The 22,494-nt window shown below is 72.1% G+C and carries 16 protein-coding genes; 9 read left to right on the top strand and 7 right to left on the bottom strand.

Annotated elements, in window-relative coordinates:
- The first annotated feature begins 29 nt into the window (after positions 1–29).
- Both AC067A_RS27295 and AC067A_RS27300 read left to right on the top strand, forming a co-directional pair.
- Positions 30–1,079 (top strand): LLM class F420-dependent oxidoreductase, encoded by a 1,050-nt coding sequence (locus AC067A_RS27295; protein WP_479245134.1) that lies wholly within the window; start codon positions 30–32, stop codon positions 1,077–1,079.
- A 225-nt stretch (positions 1,080–1,304) separates the two neighbouring features.
- The gene (locus tag AC067A_RS27300) at positions 1,305–2,090 is read left to right on the top strand and encodes a ferritin-like domain-containing protein (protein WP_479245135.1); all 786 of its coding nucleotides are present in this window, start codon (positions 1,305–1,307) and stop codon (positions 2,088–2,090) included.
- A gap of 56 nt (positions 2,091–2,146) precedes the next feature.
- On the opposite strand, the gene corA is transcribed toward AC067A_RS27300, so the two are convergent.
- Positions 2,147–3,139, bottom strand: coding sequence for a magnesium/cobalt transporter CorA (gene corA / locus AC067A_RS27305; protein ID WP_479245136.1), 993 nt, complete (start codon positions 3,137–3,139; stop codon positions 2,147–2,149).
- 176 nt (positions 3,140–3,315) lie between these two features.
- On the opposite strand from corA, the gene AC067A_RS27310 reads away from it, so the two are divergent.
- The 6 genes from AC067A_RS27310 to AC067A_RS27335 all read left to right on the top strand — a co-directional run bounded on the left by AC067A_RS27310 (position 3,316) and on the right by AC067A_RS27335 (position 11,094).
- Positions 3,316–4,005, top strand: coding sequence for a histidine phosphatase family protein (locus AC067A_RS27310; protein WP_479245137.1), 690 nt, complete (start codon positions 3,316–3,318; stop codon positions 4,003–4,005).
- Positions 4,006–4,072: 67 nt separating this feature from the next.
- Positions 4,073–4,663: a DUF3090 domain-containing protein gene (locus AC067A_RS27315; RefSeq protein WP_479245138.1), complete on the top strand. Its 591-nt coding sequence runs from the start codon at positions 4,073–4,075 to the stop codon at positions 4,661–4,663.
- Complete coding sequence (locus AC067A_RS27320; protein WP_479245139.1) at positions 4,660–5,466, top strand: SCO1664 family protein; 807 nt, start codon at positions 4,660–4,662, stop codon at positions 5,464–5,466. Before AC067A_RS27315 ends, AC067A_RS27320 begins: the two co-directional genes overlap by 4 nt.
- Before the next feature lie 150 nt (positions 5,467–5,616).
- Positions 5,617–6,846 (top strand): cysteine--1-D-myo-inosityl 2-amino-2-deoxy-alpha-D-glucopyranoside ligase, encoded by a 1,230-nt coding sequence (gene mshC / locus AC067A_RS27325; protein WP_479245140.1) that lies wholly within the window; start codon positions 5,617–5,619, stop codon positions 6,844–6,846.
- Between the two features lie 114 nt (positions 6,847–6,960).
- Complete coding sequence (locus AC067A_RS27330) at positions 6,961–10,017, top strand: NPCBM/NEW2 domain-containing protein (protein ID WP_479245141.1); 3,057 nt, start codon at positions 6,961–6,963, stop codon at positions 10,015–10,017.
- Positions 10,018–10,119: 102 nt separating this feature from the next.
- Complete coding sequence (locus AC067A_RS27335; RefSeq protein ID WP_479245142.1) at positions 10,120–11,094, top strand: SMP-30/gluconolactonase/LRE family protein; 975 nt, start codon at positions 10,120–10,122, stop codon at positions 11,092–11,094.
- Between the two features lie 76 nt (positions 11,095–11,170).
- On the opposite strand, the gene AC067A_RS27340 is transcribed toward AC067A_RS27335, so the two are convergent.
- The 6 genes from AC067A_RS27340 to AC067A_RS27365 form a co-directional block, all read right to left on the bottom strand.
- Positions 11,171–12,376, bottom strand: a complete 1,206-nt coding sequence (locus AC067A_RS27340) for a PAC2 family protein (RefSeq protein ID WP_479245143.1) — start codon at positions 12,374–12,376, stop codon at positions 11,171–11,173.
- 141 nt (positions 12,377–12,517) lie between these two features.
- Positions 12,518–13,579, bottom strand: coding sequence for an LLM class flavin-dependent oxidoreductase (locus tag AC067A_RS27345; protein WP_479245144.1), 1,062 nt, complete (start codon positions 13,577–13,579; stop codon positions 12,518–12,520).
- A 100-nt stretch (positions 13,580–13,679) separates the two neighbouring features.
- Positions 13,680–15,284: a glycerol-3-phosphate dehydrogenase/oxidase gene (locus AC067A_RS27350; RefSeq protein WP_479245145.1), complete on the bottom strand. Its 1,605-nt coding sequence runs from the start codon at positions 15,282–15,284 to the stop codon at positions 13,680–13,682.
- 6 nt (positions 15,285–15,290) lie between these two features.
- Positions 15,291–16,817 (bottom strand): glycerol kinase GlpK, encoded by a 1,527-nt coding sequence (gene glpK / locus AC067A_RS27355; RefSeq protein ID WP_479245146.1) that lies wholly within the window; start codon positions 16,815–16,817, stop codon positions 15,291–15,293.
- 35 nt (positions 16,818–16,852) lie between these two features.
- Complete coding sequence (locus AC067A_RS27360) at positions 16,853–17,611, bottom strand: MIP/aquaporin family protein (protein ID WP_386255964.1); 759 nt, start codon at positions 17,609–17,611, stop codon at positions 16,853–16,855.
- Between the two features lie 279 nt (positions 17,612–17,890).
- On the bottom strand, positions 17,891–18,655 hold the full coding sequence (locus tag AC067A_RS27365; protein WP_479245147.1) for an IclR family transcriptional regulator: 765 nt from the start codon (positions 18,653–18,655) through the stop codon (positions 17,891–17,893).
- A gap of 244 nt (positions 18,656–18,899) precedes the next feature.
- Here AC067A_RS27365 and metH point away from each other — a divergent pair, with 244 nt between their 5' ends.
- Positions 18,900–22,412, top strand: coding sequence for a methionine synthase (gene metH / locus AC067A_RS27370; protein WP_479245148.1), 3,513 nt, complete (start codon positions 18,900–18,902; stop codon positions 22,410–22,412).
- The last annotated feature ends 82 nt before the right edge of the window (positions 22,413–22,494 follow it).

Raw genomic sequence — 22,494 nt, forward strand, 5'->3', positions numbered from 1 at the left:
ACGTTACCGATGGGTAAGGGGTGTGTGGAATGCGGCTCGGCATCAACCTCGGCTACTGGGGCGCCGGCATGGACGGCGACAACCTCGCCGTCGCCCAGGAGGCGGACCGCCTCGGCTACGACGTCTGCTGGGCCGCGGAGGCGTACGGCTCCGACGCCCCCACCGTCCTCGCCTGGGTCGCGGCGAAGACCGAGCGGATCGACGTCGGCTCCGCGATCATGCAGATCCCGGCCAGGCAGCCCGCCATGACGGCGATGACCGCCGCCACCCTCGACTCGCTCACCGGCGGCCGTTTCCGCCTCGGCCTCGGTGTCTCCGGGCCACAGGTCTCCGAGGGCTGGTACGGCGTGAAGTTCGACAAGCCGCTCGCCCGGACCCGCGAGTACGTCGAGATCGTCCGCAAGGCCATGACCCGCGAGCGCCTCAGCTACGAGGGCGAGCACTGGACCCTGCCGCTCCCGGGCGGCCCCGGCAAGCCCATCAAGCTCACGGTCCACCCGCAGCGCGAGCACATCCCGCTGTACATCGCCGCCATCGGCCCCAAGAACCTGGAGCAGACCGGCGAGATCGCCGACGGCGCCCTGCTGATCTTCCCCTCCGCCGACCACCTGGAGGAGACCGCGCTCCGTCACCTGCGGGCGGGCCGGGAGAAGGCGGGCCTGACCATGGACGGCTTCGACGTCTGCCCCACCCTGCCGCTCGCCCTGGGCGAGGACGTGAAGGCCCTCGCCGACGTGTTCCGCCCGTACACCGCGCTGTACGTCGGCGGCATGGGCAGCCGCAAGCAGAACTTCTACAACCAGCTCGCGCAGCGGATGGGGTACGAGAAGGAGGCCGCCGAGATCCAGGACAAGTACCTGGCCGGCGACAAGGCGGGGGCCGCGGCCGCCGTGCCGCACTCCCTGATCGACCAGACCGCCCTGCTCGGCTCCGTGGAGCGGATCGCCGAGCGGATGACGGCCTACGCCGAGGCCGGCGTCACCACCCTCACCCTCGCCCCGGCCGGCTTCACCCTCGACGAGCGACTCGCGGCCCTGCGGGCCGGCGTCGAGGCGATGGAGCGCGCGGGTCTGGCGTAACGCCGTCCGCGAGGAGTGGTCTGCGGCCGTGGTGGGGGCTCGGGGGTCTTCCCCGCCACGGCCGTCATGCAGCACAACGCCTCCGCGGGGTCCCCGGTTACGCCTCCGGGTCTCACTCTTTCGGCCGAGTCGCCGGGTCCTGCTGTTGCCCGGCGCGCCGGACCGGACTTGACTCGTTCTCCCCGGACGTACCGGAGTACGGGCGTCCGCACGGAGGTGGCGGCGATGCTCACGGCCAAGGGCCTGTTCCAGGAAATCATCGACAACGACGAGTCCTTCCGGCTCTTCTGTTCCATCGCCGCGAGCGGCGAGGCCCAGGGAGGCTGGGAGAACGCCCGGATCGCGGCCCTCGTCGCGCCCGGCATGCGGGACCTCACGCCCAAGATCACCCGGCACGGCGCCGACGAGGACAAGCACGGCCGGATCTTCCACGCGCTGATGAGGAAGCGCGGCCTGGACCCCGTCCCGGTCCCGGCCGACACCGACTACACGATGCTGCTCGAGGAGCGGGGCATCGGTCTCGCCCACGAGAAGCTCCGCGCCGACCGGCCGCTGACCGAGGAGGACGTCATCGTCTACCTCGCCCACAGCCGGGTCACCGAGCAGCGCGCCGCCGACCAGATGGGCATGCTCGTCACGTACTTCGGGGACCACCCCGAACTGGGCAAGGCCATCCACATGATCGACAACGACGAGGCGAACCACCTCGCCTACTGTCACGAGGAACTGCTCCGGCTGGCGCGCCAGGGCCACGGCCGGCTCATCCAGCGGACCCTGCGGGAGTCCGCCCTCGCCGAGATCCAGGTCTACCGCGACGTCAGCCTCGCGGTGATGCGCCACATGGGCCGGATCCTGAAGTGGCCGAAGCCCAAGGCGGCCGCCCTCTCCGCCGGGATCCACGCCGTGTACGTGTACGAACGGGCCGCCGGCTGGCACAAGATGGTCGACCTGCGGATGCCCGAGCGGCTGAACGCCCTCGGCGGCCCCATGACCCCGGCGCCCGCCTTCTGAGCGCACCCGCCTTCCGTGCGCACCCGCCTTCCGGGCACGCCCGGCCCGGGCGGGTCTCACATCCAGCCGCGCCGCTTGAACACCCGGTACAGCATGACGACGATGCCCGTCATCACGACGATCACCACCGGGTACGACCAGGTCCACCGCAGCTCCGGCATGTGCTCGAAGTTCATGCCGTAGATCCCGGCGACCATCGTCGGGACGGCGGCCATGGCGGCCCACGCCGAGATCTTCCGCATGTCGTCGTTCTGGCGCACCCCCATCTGCGCGAGATGGGCCGACAGCACGTCGGACAGCAGCCGGTCGAGCCCCTCCACCTGCTCGTTGGAGCGCAGCAGGTGGTCGTTGACGTCGCGGAAGAAGGGCTGCGCTTCCTCGTTCACGAACGGCACCGCACCGGCCGTCAGCCGGGACATCGGCCCGGCCAGCGGCCCGCTGGCCCGCCGGAACTCCAGGACCTGGCGCTTGGCCGTGTAGATCCGTTCGGCGGTGTTCGCCGGATTGCCCCCGGAGGGCGCGAAGACGTCCGCCTCCAGCTCCTCCAGGTCCACCTGGAGTTCGGCCGTCACGTCCAGGTAGTGGTCCACGATCGCGTCGCTCACCGCGTACAGCACCGCCGTCGGCCCGTGCTTGAGGAGCTCCGGGTCGGCCTCCAGGCGCTTGCGCACCGCCATCAGGGGTGCGCCCTCGCCGTGTCGGACGGTCACCACGAACGAGTCGCCCATGAAGATCATGAGCTCGCCGGAGGAGACCCGGTCGCTCTTCGGCTCGTACACGACCGGCTTGAGCACCACGAACAGCGAGTCGTCGTAGACCTCCAGCTTGGGCCGCTGGTGGGCCTTCAGCGCGTCCTCGACGGCGAGCGGATGCAGCGCGAACTCGGAGGCGACATGGTCGAACTCCGCCGCCGTGGGCTCGTGCAGCCCCACCCACAGGAAGGCGTCCCCGGCGGCCCGGGCCTCCTCCAGGGCGTCGGAGAGATCGGCGGGCCCGTCCGTGCGGCGCCCGTCGCGGTAGATGGCTGAGTCCACGATCACGCGGCGCATTCTCCCCCGAACGCCTCCGTCGCGCACGTGTGCGTCCGCGGGGAAGGCCCGTGACCGGGCTCACACGTGCGTGAGTCCGCCCAGGGTGTCCTGCCGGTCGTGGGGGGGGGGGGGGGCCCGCCCCCCCCCCCCCCCCCCCCCCCCCCCCGGCCTGCACACCGCCTAGGCTGGCCCGCATGGCCACGTTGATCCTCGTCCGGCACGGACGCTCCACCGCCAACACCTCCGGGGTACTCGCCGGGCGCACGCCCGGGATCGCGCTCGACGAGCGCGGGGCCGCGCAGGCCGCGGCCCTGCCGGGGCGCCTGGCGGGCGTCCCGCTCGCCGCCGCCGTCTGCAGCCCCCTCCAGCGCTGCCGGGAGACCCTGCGGCCCCTCCTGGACGCCCGCCCGGAGCTCCCCCTCCACGTCGAGGACCGGATCAACGAGTGCGACTACGGCGACTGGTCGGGCCGCAAGCTGGCCGAGCTCAACGACGAGCCGCTGATGGACGTCGTCCAGGCGCACGCGTCCGCCGCCGCCTTCCCGGGCGGCGAGTCGATGCGCGCCATGCAGAACCGCGCCGTCGAGGCCGTGCACGACTGGAACGCCCGCGTCGAGGCCGAGCACGGCGAGGACGCCACGTACCTCATGTGCTCCCACGGGGACATCGTGAAGTCGATCGTGGCCGACGCCCTCGGCCTCCACCTCGACCTGTTCCAGCGCGTCCACGTCGACCCCTGCTCGGTCACCGTCATCCGCTACACGCGCCTGCGTCCCTTCCTCCTCCGCCTCGGCGACACCGGTGACTTCGCCGGCCTCGCGCCCCGCGACCACCCCGACAGCAGTGGGGCGGCGGAGGTCGGTGGTGGTGCGGGCGCACCGTGATCCCCTTGCGCAGTAGGGTGGACGCGCCGCTGTAGTACGACCGTCGAGACGCAAGGGAGTCGGGAACGTGTCCCGTCAGGTGTTCCTCTACGACCCACCGGAGCGTTTCGTGGCCGGCACGGTCGGGCTGCCTGGCCGCCGCACCTTCTTCCTCCAGGCGTCCGCGGCCGGCCGGGTCACCAGCGTCGCCCTGGAGAAGACGCAGGTCGCCGCGCTCGCCGAGCGCATCGACGAACTCCTCGACGAGGTCGTGCGCCGCACCGGGGGCAACGCCCCGGTCCCCGCCGTCGCCCCGGCCGAGATCACGGACACCGCGCCGCTCGACGCGCCCGTCGAGGAGGAGTTCCGGGTCGGCACCATGGCGCTCGCCTGGGACGGCGAGGAGCAGCGCATGATCGTCGAGGCGCAGGCCCTCGTGGAGCTCGACGTGGACTCCGAGGAGGACCTCGCCGAGGCGGAGGAGCGGCTGCTCCAGGACGAGGAGAACGGCCCGCCGATGCTCCGGGTCCGCCTCAGCGGGGCCCAGGCCCGGGCCTTCGCCAAGCGGGCCCTCGACGTCGTCAACGCCGGCCGGCCGCCGTGCCCGCTGTGCAGTCTGCCGCTCGACCCCGAGGGGCACGTCTGCCCGCGCCAGAACGGATACCGCCGCGGCGCATGAGCAGCAGCCCTTCGACCCCGCAGGACGCCGAACTGCTCGCCCGCGGTGAGCTGACCGTGCGCGGCCGGGTCCGCGAGGCGTCCAACGCCGTGCTGTACTGCTCCGTCGCGTACGGGGGCCGTGAGACGGCCTGCGTCTACAAGCCGGTCGCGGGGGAGCAGCCGCTGTGGGACTTCCCCGACGGCACCCTCGCGCAGCGCGAGGTGGCCGCGTACGAGCTCTCCGAGGCCACCGGCTGGGGGCTGATCCCGCCGACCGTGCTCCGTGACGGACCGTACGGGGAGGGCATGGTCCAGCTGTGGATCGAGGCGGACCCCGAGGCGCGGCTGCTGGCGCTCACCGAGGACGACGAGGCCGGCGAGGGCTGGAAGGCCGTCGGGCCCGCCCAGGTGGACGAGGACCGCACCGCCCTGCTGGTGCACGCGGACACCCCCGAGCTGCGGCGGCTGGCCGTCCTGGACGCCGTCATCAACAACGGCGACCGCAAGGGCGGGCACCTGCTGCCTGCGCCGGACGGCCGGCTGTACGGCATCGACCACGGCGTCACCTTCCACGTGGACGACAAGCTGCGGACGCTGCTGTGGGGCTGGGCGGGCGAGGAACTGCCCGTCGAGGCGGCCGGGGTGCTCGACCGGCTCGCCGGTTCCCTGGCTCCGGGAGCGCCGCTCGCCGCCCGTCTGGCGGAACTGCTCACCGGTGCCGAGGTGGCGGCCGTACGCGCCCGCGTGGAGGCCCTGCGGGTGACCGGGCGGCACCCGGAGCCCTCGGGCCGGTGGCCGGCGATCCCCTGGCCTCCGGTCTGAACCGGGCCGAAAGGTTTCGGCCAAGGCGCCGAAGGGCGTAGGGACCCCTAGGGGGTATGCACGCACGCCCCTCACCCGCAAGAGCGCCTAATCGGTCAAGATCCCGGATCCGGTTCGTATCCGGAACACCTGTCCGGTTAGGCTCGGGTCATGCATGCCTGGCCCGCTTCTGAGGTCCCCGCCCTTCCCGGCAAGGGCCGCGACCTCCGGATCCACGACACCGCGACCGGCGGACGAGTCACCCTCGCCCCCGGCCCCGTCGCCCGTATCTACGTCTGCGGCATCACGCCGTACGACGCGACCCACATGGGTCACGCGGCGACCTACAACGCGTTCGACCTCGTTCAGCGCGTGTGGCTCGACACCAAGCGGCAGGTGCACTACGTCCAGAACGTGACGGACGTGGACGACCCGCTCCTGGAGCGCGCGATCCGCGACGGCATCGACTGGGTCGGCCTCGCCGAGCGCGAGACCGCCCTGTTCCGCGAGGACATGACCGCCCTGCGGATGCTGCCCCCGCAGCACTACATCGGCGCCGTCGAGGCCATACCGGGCATCGTCCCGCTCGTCGAGCGGCTCCGGGACTCGGGCGCCGCCTACGAGCTGGACGGCGACATCTACTTCTCCGTCGACGCCGACCCGCACTTCGGCGAGGTCTCGCACTACAGCACCGAGCTGATGCGCCACCTGTCCGCCGAGCGCGGCGGGGACCCGGAGCGCCCCGGCAAGAAGAACCCGCTCGACCCGATGCTGTGGATGGCGGCCCGCGAGGGCGAGCCGAGCTGGGACGGCGCCGGCCTCGGCGCCGGCCGTCCCGGCTGGCACATCGAGTGCGTCGCCATCGCCCTCGACCACCTCGGCATGGGCTTCGACGTGCAGGGCGGCGGTTCCGACCTGATCTTCCCGCACCACGAGATGGGCGCCTCCCACGCCCAGACCCTCACCGGCGAGTACCCGATGGCCAAGGCGTACGTCCACGCCGGCATGGTCGCGCTCGACGGCGAGAAGATGTCCAAGTCCCGGGGCAACCTGGTCTTCGTCTCGAAGCTGCGCAAGGACGGCGTCGACCCGGCCGCCATCCGGCTCGCGCTCCTGTCCCACCGCTACCGTGACGACTGGGAGTGGACCGACCAGGTCCTCCGGGACGCCGTCGACCGCCTCGGCCGCTGGCGCGCCGCGGTGTCCCGCCCGGACGGCACGCCCGCGGACGCGCTGGTCGAGGAGCTCCGCGAGGCGCTCTCCGACGACCTGGACACCCCCACCGCGCTCGCCGCGGTGGACCGCTGGGCCGCGCTCCAGACGGCCGAGGGCGGCGACGACGACTCCGCCCCCGGACTCGTCTCCCGCGCCGTCGACGCGCTCCTCGGCGTCGCCCTGTAGCAGGCGATCCGTACAACTCGCCTAAGGGCAACCGCTCTTGGACTTCTTCAGGAAGTCCGGGGGCGGTTCCTTTTTGTCCTGTCGCGATGCTCGAATCTGCGCTAAATAGGCCCCATGCAATCATCAATGCGCATGAGAGCTGCAGTCGTCGGTGCACTCCTCGGGTTCGTCGCCACCCTCGCGGGACCCGGAGCCACCGCCACGGCCGAACCGTCCGACACCACCGTCGGCGACGTCACCGGCTTCGCCGCCGACGGCCCCGTCTACCGGCTGACCGCCGGTCAGGCCGAGGCCCGCGTCTCCTTCGTCACCGCCGACACCTTCCGCATCGAACTCGCCCCCGACGGCAGGTTCACCGACCCCACCGGCACCGACATCACCCTGCCCCAGGGCCCGGCGCCGGCCACCACCTGGCGCGACCTCGGCGACCGGTACGAACTCGGCACCGCCGACGTGACCCTGCGGGCCTACAAGGCTCCGCTCCGCTTCGCGGCCGTCCGGGCCGACGGCACCCCCCTCTGGAGCGAGACCCGGGGCCTCACCTGGAACCAGGACCGCACCGTCCAGACCCTCGCCCGCGGCGCCACGGAGCAGTTCTACGGCGCCGGCATGCAGAACGGCCGCGGCAACACCTCCCACCGCGACAAGACCGTCGAGGTCGGCGTCGACTACGACTGGAACGACGGCGGCCACCCCAACTCCGTCCCGTTCTACCTCTCCTCCGCCGGCTACGGCGTCTACCGCAACACCTACGCCCCCAACACGTACGCCTTCACCGCGCCCGTCACCACCACCGCGAAGGAACGGCGCTTCGACGCCTACTACTTCACCGGCGCCGGCCGCGACGCCGCCAAGGACGTCATCGGCCAGTACACCCGGCTCACCGGCAAGCCGTTCATGCCGCCCGTGTACGGCCTGGAGATCGGCGACGCCGACTGCTACCTCCACAACGCCAACCGCGGTGAGCGCCACACCCTCGACGCCCTGAAGGTCGCCGACGGCTACGTCGAGCACGACATGCCCAACGGCTGGATGCTCGTCAACGACGGCTACGGCTGCGGCTACGAGAACCTCGCCGAAGCCTCCGCCGGGCTCGGTGAGCGGGGCATGAAGCTGGGCCTGTGGACCGAGGACGGCATCGACCGGCTCGGCGAACAGGTCAAGGCCGGCCAGCGGGTCGCCAAGCTCGACGTCGCCTGGGTCGGCGAGGGCTACAAGTTCGCCCTCGACGGCTGCAAGGACGCCCACGCCGGCATCGAGGCCAACAGCGACGCCCGGGGCTTCACCTGGGCCCCCGAGAGCTGGTCGGGCGCCCAGCGCTGCGGCGTCCAGTGGTCCGGCGACCAGTCCGGCAGCTGGGAGTACATCCGCTGGCAGATACCCACCTACGCGGGCGCGTCCATGTCCGGCCTCGCCTACACCACCGGTGACGTCGACGGCATCTTCGGCGGCAGCGCCAAGACGTACACCCGCGACCTCCAGTGGAAGACGTTCCTGCCCGTCACCATGACCATGGACGGCTGGGCGGCCAGCGACAAACAGCCCTTCCGGTACGGCGAGCCGTACACCACGATCAACCGCGCCTCCCTCAAGCTGCACGAGGCCCTGCTCCCGTACATCTACAGCCACGCCCACCGGGCCACGAAGACCGGCGTCGGCCTCGCCCGGCCGCTGGCCCTGGAGTACCCGGACGACCCGAAGGCCGCGGGCGACGCCGCGAAGTACGAGTTCCTCAGCGGCGAGGACTTCCTGGTCGCGCCCGTCTACCAGGACGCCGTCGAACGCGACGGCATCCACCTGCCCGCCGGCACCTGGATCGACTACTGGAGCGGGCGCGTCCACCAGGGCCCGGTGACCCTCGACGACTACAGCGCGCCGCTCGACACCCTGCCCCTGTTCGTACGGGCCGGGGCGGCCGTGCCGATGTGGCCCGGCGGCATCCGCTCGTACACCGACCGCGCCCCCGGCGACCCGCTCGCCTGGGACGTCTACCCCAAGGGCACCTCGTCCTTCGAGCTGTACGAGGACGACGGCGTCACCCGCGAGCACCGCACCGGCCGGTACGCCACCCAGCGCGCCGAGGTCCGCGCCCCGAACGCGGGTCCCGGCGACGTCTCCGTCCGCGTCGGACCCAGCACCGGCTCGTACACCGGCAAGCCGGCCGCCCGGCCGTACGCCTTCACCGTCCACACCGGCGACGCCCCCGGCAGCGTCCGGCTCGACGGCCGCAGGCTGCCCGGCCTCACCTCCCGTGCCGCCTTCGACGGGGCCGCCGAGGGCTGGTGGTACGACCGCGACGAGCGCGGGGGAGTGGTCCGCGTCAAGACCGCGGCCCTGTCCACCGCCCGCGGCTTCGAGCTGCGGCTGACCGAGACCAGCGCGGTCGGCGGCGCCGTCCCGGGCGCCGCCGCCGTCCTGGCCGCACCCACCGGCCAGGAGCTCGGGGCCGGCGCCCCCGGCACCGTCGCCGTGGACGTCACGGCCGGCGCCGCGGACGCCACCGACGTCCGGGTCTCCCTGGACGTCCCGGCCGGCTGGCAGGTCACCCCGGCGGCGCCGCTCGGCCGCGTCCCGGCCGGCACCACCCGCCGGGTCCAGGTCGCCGTCACCCCCGCCGCGGACGCGAAGCCCGGCGAGGCCACCCTCACGGCGACCGCCCGGCACCGCGCCGCGGGCACCGACCGCACCGCCTCCCAGCGGCTCGCGGTCGGCGTGATGCCCCCGCCGCCGAGCGGCGACGCCTGGGCGGGCGACCTGGTCTGGCTGCGCTCCGTGAACGGCTGGGGACCGCCGGAACGCGACCGCTCCAACGGCGAGTCCGGCGCCGCCGACGGCCGGCCCCTGACCCTCGCGGGCAAGACCTACGCCAAGGGGATCGGCGCCCACGCCGACTCCGACATCGAGGTCTACCTCGGAGGCCGCTGCACCGCCCTGACGGCCGACGTCGGCATCGACGACGAGATCGACGGATACGGGGACGTGGCCTTCTCCGTCGAGGCCGACGGCCGGGTCCTGTGGACCTCGCCCCGGCTGACCGGAGCCTCCGCGACCCTGCCCGTGAACGTCGACGTGACCGGGGCACGGCACCTCAGGCTGCGGATCACCGACACCAACGGGTCCAAGAGCGGCGACCACGGGGACTGGGCGGCGGCCCGCCTCAGCTGCGGCTGATCCCGGCCTCGCAGCCGCGAGATCCGGCCAAGCCCCCCGAGGGGAAAGCGCGTTGTGATGGGCTGTGAGTGCCAGTAGACCGTTTGTACGAAAGGGCACTCAGTGCAGCATCCCCTCGCACGCAGAGGATTCCTGGGAGCCGCCGTCGCCCTCGGCGCGGCGGCTCTCACCGGCCCCCTCGCCGCCGGCCCGGCGCAGGCGGCCGCACCCGGCGGGCGGTGGCCGACCGAGCTCCCGCTCCCGCTGGGCTTCCAGCCGGAGGGCGTCGCCATCGGCCACAGCCCGTACGCCTACTTCGGCTCGCTCGGCAACGGCGCCGTCCACCGCGCCTCGCTGGCGACCGGTGAGGGCCGGATCGTCCACCAGGGCCTCGGTGACGGCCACAGCACCGTCGGGCTCAAGATCGACCGGGCCGAGCGCCGGCTCTTCCTCTCCGGCGGCTGGAGCCGGGAGATCCGGGTCGTCGACGCCCGCTCCGGCGCGCTCCTGCGCCACTTCACCGGCCTCGGTGCCGACACCACCATGGTCAACGACGTCGTCCTGACCCCCGGCGCCGCCTGGTTCACCGACTCCTTCCAGCCCCAGCTGTACCGGCTGGACGTCGACCGCGCCGGCGAACCCGGCGACGCGGTGACGACCGTCCCGCTGGGCGGCGACTGGGCGCAGGGCGGCGACTTCACCGCCAACGGCATCGAGCGCACCCCCGACGGCCGGGCGCTGCTCGTGGTCAACGTCTTCAAGGACGGCGGCACGCTCCTGCGCGTCGACCCGCGCACGGGCACCGCCCGCACGGTCGACCTCGGCGGCCTGAAGATCCCGCACGGCGACGGCCTGCTGCTCCTCGGCCGCCACCTGTACGTCGTCCAGCAGGCGATCGACCAGATCGACGTGGTCCGGCTCGACGCGTCCGGATCGCGCGGCACCGCCATCGCCCGGATCACCGACCCGGAGCGGTTCCGCGTCCCGACCACCGCGGCCGCCTGGGGCGACCGGATCTACCTGCCCAACGCCCGGTTCGGCCTGGACCCCGACCCGGCCACCGCCACCTACGACGTGGTGTCCGTGCCGCGGGTCTGACCCCCGGCCGGCCCGGGCGTGCCCGAGGCCGGAAAGCCGTACGGGAGGGGCGGCCGCGCCACCCCTCCCGCACCGGTCACTCCTCCGCGTCGCCGCCCGCGCCCCCGGCGGGCGGCTCGGGCTCGGCGCCAGGGCTCCCGTCCGACGGCCCTGGCTCGGCGCGAGGGCCTCCGTCCGACGGGTCGGGCTCGGCGCCCGGGCCTCCGTCCGACGGCCCTGGCCCGGCGCCCGGGTCCTCGGCCGCTTCGGGGCCCCTCGCCTTCGCCGGTCCGCCGGCCGCCTCCGCGTCCGGCGCCGGTCCGGGATCCGGCTGCTCCGCACCAGGGACCGCCTCCGGTCCGGGCTGCTCGGGCTTCGGCGGCCGCGTCCGGCCGCTGCCGGACTCCCGCAGGAACGGGGAGTCGCCGCCGTCCGTCGCCACGCCGGGGCCCGGCCCGGTGCCGGGCTCGCGCCGCCGCAGGTACCGCTCGAACTCGCGGGCGATCGCCTCGCCCGAGGCCTCCGGCAGCTCCGCCGTGTCCCGCGCCTCCTCCAGGGTCTGCACGTACTCGGCGACCTCGCTGTCCTCGGCGGCCAGCTGGTCCACGCCCAGCTGCCAGGCCCGCGCGTCCTCGGGCAGCTCGCCCAGCGGGATGCGCAGACCGATCAGGTCCTCCAGGCGGTTGAGGAGCGCCAGGGTCGCCTTGGGGTTCGGCGGCTGCGACACGTAGTGCGGCACCGCGGCCCACAGGCTCACCGCCGGCACGCCCGCGTGCGTGCACGCCTCCTGGAGGATGCCGACGATGCCCGTCGGGCCCTCGTACCGGGTCTCCTCCAGGTCCATCGTCCGCGCCAGGTCGGGGTCGGAGGTGACCCCGCTGACCGGGACCGGCCGGGTGTGCGGGGTGTCGCCGAGCAGCGCGCCCAGGATCACCACCATCTCCACGCCCAGCTCGTGGGCGAAGGCGAGCAGCTCGTTGCAGAAGGAGCGCCAGCGCATCGAGGGCTCGATCCCGCGCACGAGCACCAGGTCGCGGGGCTTGTCGCCGCCGACCCGGACCACGGAGAGCCGGGTCGTCGGCCAGGTGATCTTCCGGACGCCGTTGTCCAGGAAGACCGTGGGCCGGTTGACCTGGAAGTCGTAGTAGTCCTCGGCGTCGAGCGCCGCGAACACCTCGCCCTTCCATTCCCGGTCCAGATGGGCGACCGCGGTGGAGGCGGCGTCGCCGGCGTCGTTCCAGCCTTCGAACGCGGCCACCATGACCGGGTCGATCAGCTCGGGTACCCCCTCGAGCTCGATCACCCAGCGCCTCCTTTTCGAAGTTCCTGTCGTACGGAGCAACCTTACGGCTTTCCGGTGGCCCGTCCGCAGCCCCCGGACATCCCCGAAAACCCGTGCGGCCTTGATCGACTACCCAGGAACTCCCCTCCGCACACGGCCGGCTCACTCCTCCCAGAGCGTGCTCGGCGCCTCCCTCCGCACCACCGGCGCGATCTCCTCCGCGAAGCGCTGGAGCGTCTCGGCCTGCTCGGCCGTCGACTGGCCGAAGGTGTCGACCGTGACCGACTGCAGGTCGTGCCCGTAGTGCTCGTGGTAGCCGAGGATCTTGTCGATGATCTGCTGGGGCGAGCCGATCAGCTGGGGGCCGCCCGCGATCGCGTCCTCGATGGTGCGGAACGGCGTGTTGTACCCGGCCTTGCCCTCCAGGTGCGGGCGGAAGCTCTGCCGCACCTTCGCCTCGTACAGGTCCTTGTAGCGGGCGACCGCCCGTTCGGCGGTGTCGGCGATGAGCAGGCCGCCGGAACCGGCCGCCACGCGCGCGTGGGCCGGGTCGTGGCCGTGCTCCTCGAACTTCTCGCGGTAGTGCGCGATGAGCCTGGCGTACGCCTCCCTGGGCTGGATGGCGTTGGCGGTGAACAGCGGGTCGCCGTGCTCGGCCGCGAGCTCGGGGGAGTTCAGGCTGGTGGCCGAGCCGTGCCAGATCCGCGGCGGGCCGGCGTACGGACGCGGCACGGTGGTGACGTTCTTCAGCGGCGGGCGGAACTCGCCCTCCCAGTCGACGCCCTCCTCCGTCCAGAGCCGGCGGAGCAGCTCGTACTTCTCCCTCTGGAGGTCCCACTGCCGCTCCTCGTCCAGCCCGAAGAGGTCGAAGTGCCCGGCCTCCGCGCCCTTGCCGACGACGAGTTCGAGCCGGCCCCGGGAGAGCTGGTCGAGGGTGGCGTAGTCCTCGGCGACGCGGACGGGGTCCAGGACCGCGACGACGGTGACGCCGGTCAGCAGCCTGATCCGGGTGGTCCGGGCGGCGAGGGCGGCCAGCAGGACGGTCGGGGCCGAGGAGAGGAACGGGCCCGCGTGCCGCTCTCCCACCGCGTACGCGTCGAAGCCGAGCCGCTCGGCGGTCTCGCCGAGCGTGACGACCTGCTCCAACCGGTCGGCGGCGGAGAGGATCTCTCCGGTGAGCGGGTGCGGGGAGTGGTGGACGATCGACAGCACCTGAAACTTCATGCGTCCACTCTGCGCGCCGAGTGTTGCGGCCGTGTGGACGGCGCGTGGCACGCGGCAGGGGCGGCCCCTCGGAGAGGAACCGCCCCTGGCCGTACGCCGGTTACTTGCGCAGCATCGAATCGACGCCGGCACGGATCTCGTCCGTCGCGAGACCGCGGATCGTCAGCGTGGTGCGGCGGCGCAGCACGTCGTCCGCCGTCTCGGCCCACTCGTGGTCGCGGGCGTAGGCGACCTGCGCCCAGATCTCCGGCGCGTCCGGGTGGATCCGGCGGGCCAGCTCGGGGTTCTCGTTCGCCATGCGGGCGATCTCGAAGGAGAGCGAACCGTAGTGCGTCGCCAGGTGCTTGGCGGTGTCGGCGGCCATCCGGGGGCCGGGCGCCGGGCCGTCGACGAGCAGCCGGTGCGCGACCGCGTTCGGGTTGGCTATGCCGGGCAGCGGCAGCCGCTTCGGCAGCGTCGAGACCGGCTCGTAGTCCTCGCCGAGCGGGTGGCCGGGGAGCTGCTCCAGCTTCTTCATGACCGTACGGCCGATGTGGCGGAAGGTCGTCCACTTGCCGCCGGCCACCGACAGCATGCCGCCGCGGCCCTCGGTGACGACCGTCTCGCGCTTGGCCTTGGAGGTGTCGCCGGGGCCGCCGGGGAGCACCCGGAGACCGGCGAAGGCGTAGGTGATGAGGTCCCGCGACAGCTGCTGGTCACGGATGGAGAAGGCGGCCTCGTCCAGGATCTGGGCGGTGTCCTTCTCGGTGACCTCGACCTGGCCGGGGTCGCCCTCGTACTCCTCGTCGGTGGTGCCGAGGAGGAGCATGTCCTCCCAGGGGAGGGCGAAGGTGATGCGGTACTTGTCGATCGGGGTGGCGAGCGCCGCCTTCCACGGCGAGGTCCGCTTGAGGACCAGGTGCGCGCCCTTGGAGAGACGGATGGAGGGGGCCGCGTTCGGGTCCTCCATCCTGCGCAGGTGGTCGACCCAGGGGCCGGTCGCGTTGAGCACCAGGCGGGCGGTGACGCCGAACTCGTCGCCGCTGGTGCGGTCCTTGAGCTCGGCGCCGGTGACCCGGCCGCGGGTGAAGCGCAGTCCGGTGACCTCGGCGTGGTTGAGGACGGTGGCGCCGGCGTCGACCGCCGCGCGGACCGTCATCAGGGCCATGCGGGCGTCGTTCATCTGGTCGTCGCCGTAGACGGCCACGGCCTTCAGGTTGTCCGTCCGCAGCTCCGGCACGTCCTGCGCGGCCTTGGCGGGGGAGAGCAGGTGCCCGACGCCGTCGCCGAAGGCCGACAGGGCGGAGTAGGCGAAGACGCCGGCTCCGAGCTTGGCCGCGCCGTGCGGGCCGCCCTTGTAGACGGGCAGGTAGAAGGTGAGGGGGTTGGCGAGGTGCGGTGCCACCTGGCGGGAGACCGCACGCCGCTCGAAGTGGTTCTCCGCGACCAGCTTCACCGCGCCGGTCTGCAGGTAGCGCAGACCGCCGTGGAGGAGCTTGGAGGAGGCGGAGGAGGTGGCGCCGGCGAAGTCGCCGGCGTCCACCAGGGCCACCCGCAGGCCCGACTGCGCGGCGTGCCAGGCGGTGGAGATGCCCAGGATGCCGCCGCCGATCACCAGGAGGTCGTACGTCGCCTTGGAAAGCTGTTCCCGGGTCTCGGCGCGGCTCGGCAGGGAGCCGGACGCCGGGTGCGTCCCGAGGGCAGGGACGCTCTGCAGGGTGGTCATGTCGAATTACTCCTCGTCCTCGATCCAGCCCATGGTCCGCTCGACGGCCTTGAGCCAGCTCTTGTACTCGCTGTCACGCTTGTCGGCGTCCATGCGAGGGGTCCATTCCGCCGCCCGGCGCCAGTTGGCGCGCAGCGCGTCGGTGTCCGGCCAGAAGCCGACGGCCAGGCCGGCGGCGTAGGCGGCGCCGAGGCAGGTGGTCTCGGCGACCATCGGGCGCACGACGGGCGCGTCCAGGAAGTCCGAGAGGGTCTGCATCAGCAGGTTGTTGGAGGTCATGCCGCCGTCGACCTTCAGCGCGGTCAGCTCGACGCCGGAGTCCTTCGTCATGGCGTCGGTGATCTCGCGGGTCTGCCAGGCGGTGGCCTCCAGGACGGCGCGGGCGATGTGCGCCTTGGTGACGTACCGGGTGAGGCCGGCGATCACGCCGCGGGCGTCGGAGCGCCAGTACGGGGCGAACAGGCCGGAGAAGGCCGGCACGAAGTAGGCGCCGCCGTTGTCCTCGACCGAGGACGCGAGGGTCTCGATCTCGGCGGCGGACTTGATGAGGCCCATCTGGTCGCGCATCCACTGCACCAGCGAACCGGTGACGGCGATCGAGCCCTCCAGGGCGTAGACCGGCTTCTGGTCGCCGATCTGGTAGCCGACCGTGGTCAGCAGGCCGCTGTAGGAGTTGATGATCTTGTCGCCGGTGTTCATCAGCATGAAGGTGCCGGTGCCGTACGTGGACTTGGCCTCGCCCTCGGCGAAGCAGGTCTGGCCGAACAGGGCGGCCTGCTGGTCGCCGAGCGCCGAGGCGACCGGGACACCGGCGAGGGCGCCGTCCTTGACGTGGCCGTAGACCTCGGCGGAGGACCGGATCTCGGGGAGGACGTTGAGGGGGACCCCCATCGACTCCGCGATCTTCTCGTCCCAGGCCAGGGTGTGCAGGTTCATCAGCATGGTGCGCGAGGCGTTGGTGACGTCGGTGACGTGCACGCCGCCGTCGGTGCCACCCGTGAGGTTCCAGATGACCCACGAGTCCATGGTGCCGAAGAGGATGTCGCCGGCCTCGGCGCGCTCGCGCAGCCCCTCGACGTTGTCGAGCATCCAGCGGATCTTCGGGCCGGCGAAGTAGCTCGCAAGCGGCAGGCCGGTCTCACGGCGGAAGCGGTCCTGGCCGACGTTGCGGCCGAGCTCCTTGCAGAGCGAGTCGGTGCGGGTGTCCTGCCAGACGAGGGCGTTGTGGACGGGCTCGCCGGTGTTCCTGTCCCAGAGCAGCGTGGTCTCGCGCTGGTTGGTGATGCCGATGGCCTTGACGTCGGTGGCGGCGATGCCGCCCTTCGTCAGGGCGCCGGCGACGACCTCCTGGACGTTGGCCCAGATCTCGGCGGCGTCGTGCTCCACCCAGCCCGGCTTCGGGAAGATCTGCTCGTGCTCCTTCTGGTCGACCGAGACGATCCGGCCGTCCTTGTCGAAGACGATGCAGCGCGAGGAGGTGGTGCCCTGATCGATGGCCGCGATGAACGGGCCGGAGGTGTGTGCGTCGGTCACGGTGTGCTCCAAGGGGGGTCTGGAAGAAGGACGGCTCAGGCGAACGCGATGTTGTAGATACCCGCGGCGATGGCGCCACCGATCAGCGGACCGGCCACCGGGATCCAGGCGTAGCTCCAGTCGGAGGTGCCCTTGTGCGGCAGCGGGAGCAGGGCGTGCACGATGCGCGGGCCGAGGTCACGGGCCGGGTTGATCGCGTAGCCGGTCGGGCCGCCGAGCGAGAGGCCGATGGAGACCACGACGAACGCGGTGATCAGGGCGCCTATGACGCCGAGACCCTTGCCGCTGTCGTTGAGGCCCTGGGTGAGCACGGCCAGGACGAGCACGACGGTGCCGATGATCTCGGTGGCCAGGTTCTGCCAGGTGTTCCGGATCTCGGGGCCGGTGGAGAAGACGCCGAGCACCGGGCCGGGGCCCTCGATCGGCTTCTTGCCCGAGGCCTCCGGGTCGGCGAGGTGCGCCTGGAACTGGCCGTAGTAGGCCACCCAGACCAGCACCGCCCCGATCATCGCGCCGAGCATCTGGCCCGCGATGTAGACGGGCACGTCGCCCCACTCGCCGTCCTTGATCGCGATTCCGACCGTGACGGCGGGGTTCAGATGGGCGCCCGAGAGGGAAGCGGTCATGTAGACGGCCGTCATGACGGCGAAGCCCCACCCGAAGGTGATCGCGAGCCAGCCCGCGTTGCGGGCCTTGGAGCCCTTGAGCGTCACGGCGGCGCACACACCGCCGCCGAGCAGAATGAGTACGGCGGTACCGATGGTCTCGCCGAGGAAGATGTCGGAGCTGGACACCCGCGACTCCTTTGTCCTTCGTCCAGGGGAAGGCGAACCCCGGGTCCCTCCGGTGGTCCGCGCCCTCGTGTTGAGGGCGTTACCGGCCCTTGGCACTGCCACACTCTAGCGCGTATTGCCGTTAGGTGTTCGGCAATGCCGACCGGTGAACGGAAGTTTTGCCCCCGGGTGAACAGCGCGTCAAGGGTCCGGGGCGCGAAAAACCCGCCGATAACGCGATCGTTACCGACGGGTTCGGTCGTGCCCGGAGGCCGCTGGAAGGCGTACCTCCCCGGCGTGTCAGAAGCGGCCCGCCCCCAGGTCCCTGGACACCGCGCGGGCGCAGTCCCGCACCGCCGCCACCAGCTCCGGGCGCAGCTCGCCGTCCGGGCAGAGCCGCTCCACGGCGCCCGTCACGGCCACCGCGCCCACCGGCATCCGCCGCCGGTCGTGGATCGGCGCCGCCACCGACGCGACGCCCTCCCAGGTCTCCTCCGCGTCCGCCGCCCACCCGCGGGCCCGCACCAGGTCGAGCAGCGCCTCGAACTCCCCGGGCTCCGTGGTCGTCCGGGGCGTGAACGCCTCCCGCTCGACCTCGAGGGCCTCGCTGTGCGCCACCGGGTCGTACGCCGAGATGACCTTGCCGAGCGCCGTGGAGTGCAGCGGTTGCATGGCCCCGACCTCCAGCACCTGCCGGCTGTCGTCCGGCCGGAAGACGTGGTGCACGATCAGCACGCCGCGCTGGTGCAGCACCCCCAGGTGCACGCTCTCGCCGCTGGACCGCGCCAGGTCGTCCGTCCAGACCAGGGCGCGCGCCCGCAGCTCGTGCACGTCCAGATAGCTGTTGCCGAGCCGCAGCAGCTCCGCGCCCAGCTGGTAGCGGCCGGAGGTCGCCTCCTGCTCCACGAAGCCCTCCGCCTGGAGGGTGCGCAGGATGCCGTGCGCGGTGCCCTTGGCCAGTCCCAGTGAGGACGCGATGTCGGACAGTCCGAGCCGGCGCTCGCCGCCCGCGAGCAGTCGCAGCATGGCTGCCGCCCGTTCAAGCGACTGGATGTTCTTCGCCATCGCCCGGCCCCTTATCCCTCTCACGTTGTTCGACAATGCTGAACACTATCGGTCGATGCCGACCTTGTGCGTCACCTGACAGTGTCGGTCAAGAACGGGCCGGACCGGGAGTCCCCGCACACAGGATGCCGTCCGCCCCGTGGGACGCCGTGTCCACCCCGGGCCGAGCACGGTTACGCTGGCCACGTGCCCCCTCCACCGAGGGCGCAAAGCCGACAGCCGTCGCATCCCAGGGAGCTCATCCATGGCCTCGTTGCCGACCCCTTCCGCTGACAGCCGGACCCGTGTCGCAGCCCTTCGCGAGGCGCTCGCGAACCGGGTCGTCGTCGCCGACGGAGCCATGGGCACCATGCTCCAGGCCCAGGACCCCACCCTCGAGGACTTCCAGGACCTCGAAGGCTGCAACGAGATCCTGAACGTCACGCGCCCCGACATCGTCCGCTCGGTCCACGAGGCGTACTTCGAGGTCGGCGTCGACTGCGTCGAGACGAACACGTTCGGCTCCAACCACTCCGCGGCGGGCGAGTACGAGATCGCGGACCGCATCTTCGAGCTCTCCGAGGCGGGCGCCCGCATCGCCCGCGAGGTCGCCGACGAGTTCGGCGCCCGGGACGGCCGGCAGCGCTGGGTCCTCGGCTCCATCGGGCCCGGCACCAAGCTGCCGTCGCTCGGCCACACCACGTACGACGTGCTCCGGGACGGCTACCAGCAGAACGCCGAGGGCCTGCTGGCCGGTGGCTCCGACGCCCTGATCGTGGAGACGACCCAGGACCTGCTGCAGACCAAGGCGAGCCTGATCGGCGCCCGCCGCGCCATGGCCGCGCTCGGCGTGGACGTGCCCCTGATCTGTTCGCTCGCCTTCGAGACCACCGGCGTCATGCTGCTCGGCTCGGAGATCGGCGCCGCGCTCACCGCCCTGGAGCCGCTCGGCATCGACATGATCGGCCTGAACTGCTCGACGGGCCCGGCCGAGATGAACGAGCACCTCCGCTACCTCGCCCGTCACTCGCGCACGCCGCTGATGTGCATGCCGAACGCCGGCCTGCCCATCCTGACCAAGGACGGCGCCTACTTCCCGCTGACGGCGCCCGAGATGGCCGACGCGCAGGAGAGCTTCGTCCGCGACTACGGCCTCTCGCTGGTCGGCGGCTGCTGCGGCTCCACGCCCGAGCACCTGCGCCAGGTCGTCGAGCGGGTCCAGGGCCTCACGCCCCCCGAGCGCGCCCCGCAGCCCGAGCCCGGCGCCGCCTCGCTCTACCAGACCGTGCCGTTCCGCCAGGACACCTCCTACATGGCGATCGGCGAGCGCACCAACGCCAACGGTTCCAAGAAGTTCCGCGAGGCCATGCTGGAGGCCCGCTGGGACGACTGCGTGGAGATGGCCCGCGACCAGATCCGCGAGGGCGCGCACATGCTCGACCTGTGCGTCGACTACGTGGGCCGCGACGGCGTCGCCGACATGCGGGAACTCGCCGGCCGCTTCGCGACCGCCTCCACCCTGCCGATCGTCCTCGACTCCACCGAGGTCGACGTCCTGCGCGCCGGCCTGGAGAAGCTCGGCGGCCGCGCGGTCATCAACTCCGTCAACTACGAGGACGGCGACGGCCCCGAGTCCCGCTTCGCCAAGGTCACCCGCCTGGCCCAGGAGCACGGCGCCGCGCTGATCGCCCTCACCATCGACGAGGAGGGGCAGGCCCGCACCGCCGAACACAAGGTCGCGATCGCCGAGCGGCTCATCGACGACCTGACCGGCAACTGGGGCATCCGCGAGTCGGACATCCTCATCGACACCCTGACCTTCACCATCTGCACCGGCCAGGAGGAGTCCCGCAAGGACGGCATCGCCACCATCGAGGCGATCCGCGAGCTGAAGCGCCGCCGACCGGAGGTCCAGACGACCCTGGGTCTGTCGAACATCTCGTTCGGCCTCAACCCGGCCGCCCGCATCCTCCTGAACTCGGTCTTCCTCGACGAGTGCGTCAAGGCGGGCCTCGACTCGGCGATCGTCCACGCGTCGAAGATCCTGCCGATCGCCCGCTTCGACGACGAACAGGTCACCACCGCCCTCGACCTGATCCACGACCGCCGCTCCGAGGGCTACGACCCGCTGCAGAAGCTGATGGCCCTCTTCGAGGGCGTCGACACCAAGTCGATGAAGGCAGGCAAGACCGAGGAACTCCTCGCCCTGCCCCTGGACGAGCGCCTCAAGCGCCGCATCGTCGACGGCGAGAAGAACGGCCTGGAGGCCGACCTCGACGAGGCCCTGACGACCCGGGCCGCCCTCGACATCGTCAACGAGACCCTCCTCGACGGCATGAAGACGGTCGGCGAGCTCTTCGGCTCCGGCCAGATGCAGCTCCCCTTCGTGCTCCAGTCCGCCGAGGTCATGAAGACCGCGGTCGCGCACCTCGAACCCCACATGGAGAAGTCCGAGGCCGAGGGCAAGGGGACGATCGTCCTCGCCACCGTCCGCGGCGACGTCCACGACATCGGCAAGAACCTCGTCGACATCATCCTCTCCAACAACGGCTACAACGTCGTCAACATCGGCATCAAGCAGCCGGTCTCCGCGATCCTCGAAGCCGCCGAGGAGCACTCCGCCGACGTCATCGGCATGTCCGGCCTCCTCGTGAAGTCCACGGTCATCATGAAGGAGAACCTGGAGGAGCTGAACCAGCGCGAGCTGGCCGCCAAGTACCCCGTGATCCTCGGCGGCGCCGCCCTCACCCGGGCGTACGTCGAGCAGGACCTCCACGAGATCTACCAGGGCGAGGTCCGCTACGCCCGCGACGCCTTCGAGGGCCTGCGCCTCATGGACGCCCTCATCTCCGTCAAGCGGGGCGTCCCCGGCGCCACGCTCCCCGAGCTGAAGCAGCGCCGTGTCGCCAAGCCGGCCACCGCCGCGCTCCAGGTCGAGGAGCCGGAGCCCGGCGGCCGCTCCGACGTGGCCACCGACAACCCGGTGCCGACCCCGCCGTTCTGGGGCACCCGGGTGGTCAAGGGCATCCCGCTGAAGGACTACGCCTCCTGGCTCGACGAGGGCGCCCTCTTCAAGGGCCAGTGGGGCCTCAAGCAGAACCGCGCCGGCGACGGGCCGGCGTACGAGGAGCTGGTGGAGACCGAGGGCAGGCCGCGGCTGCGGGGCTGGCTGGAGCGCCTCCACACCGAGAACCTGCTGGAGGCGGCCGTCGTCCACGGCTACTTCCCCTGCGTCTCCAAGGGCGACGACCTGATCATCCTGGACGAGGCGGGCAACGAGCGGACCCGCTTCTCCTTCCCCCGTCAGCGCCGGGGCCGCCGCCTGTGCCTCGCGGACTTCTTCCGTCCGGAGGAGTCCGGCGAGACCGACGTCGTCGGCCTCCAGGTCGTCACCGTCGGCTCGCGGATCGGCGAGGCCACGGCCAAGCTGTTCGCGTCCGACTCCTACCGCGACTACCTGGAGCTGCACGGCCTCTCCGTCCAGCTGGCCGAGGCCCTCGCCGAGTACTGGCACGCCCGCGTCCGCGCCGAGCTCGGCTTCGCGGGCGAGGACCCGGCGGACGTCCAGTCCATGTTCGACCTCAAGTACCGCGGCGCGCGCTTCTCCCTCGGCTACGGCGCCTGCCCCGACCTGGAGGACCGCGCGAAGATCGCGGACCTGCTGCGCCCGGAGCGGATCGGCGTCCACCTGTCGGAGGAGTTCCAGCTCCACCCCGAGCAGTCCACCGACGCCATCGTGATCCACCACCCCGAGGCGAAGTACTTCAACGCACGGTGACCGCCCTCGCGGACGCGTGACGCAAATCCCCGCACCCGCGGTGATCCGGACGTACACTTGTCGGTCCAGTGCAGGCCGGTCT

The sequence above is a fragment of the Streptomyces sp. NPDC043176 genome, from assembly GCF_056436715.1.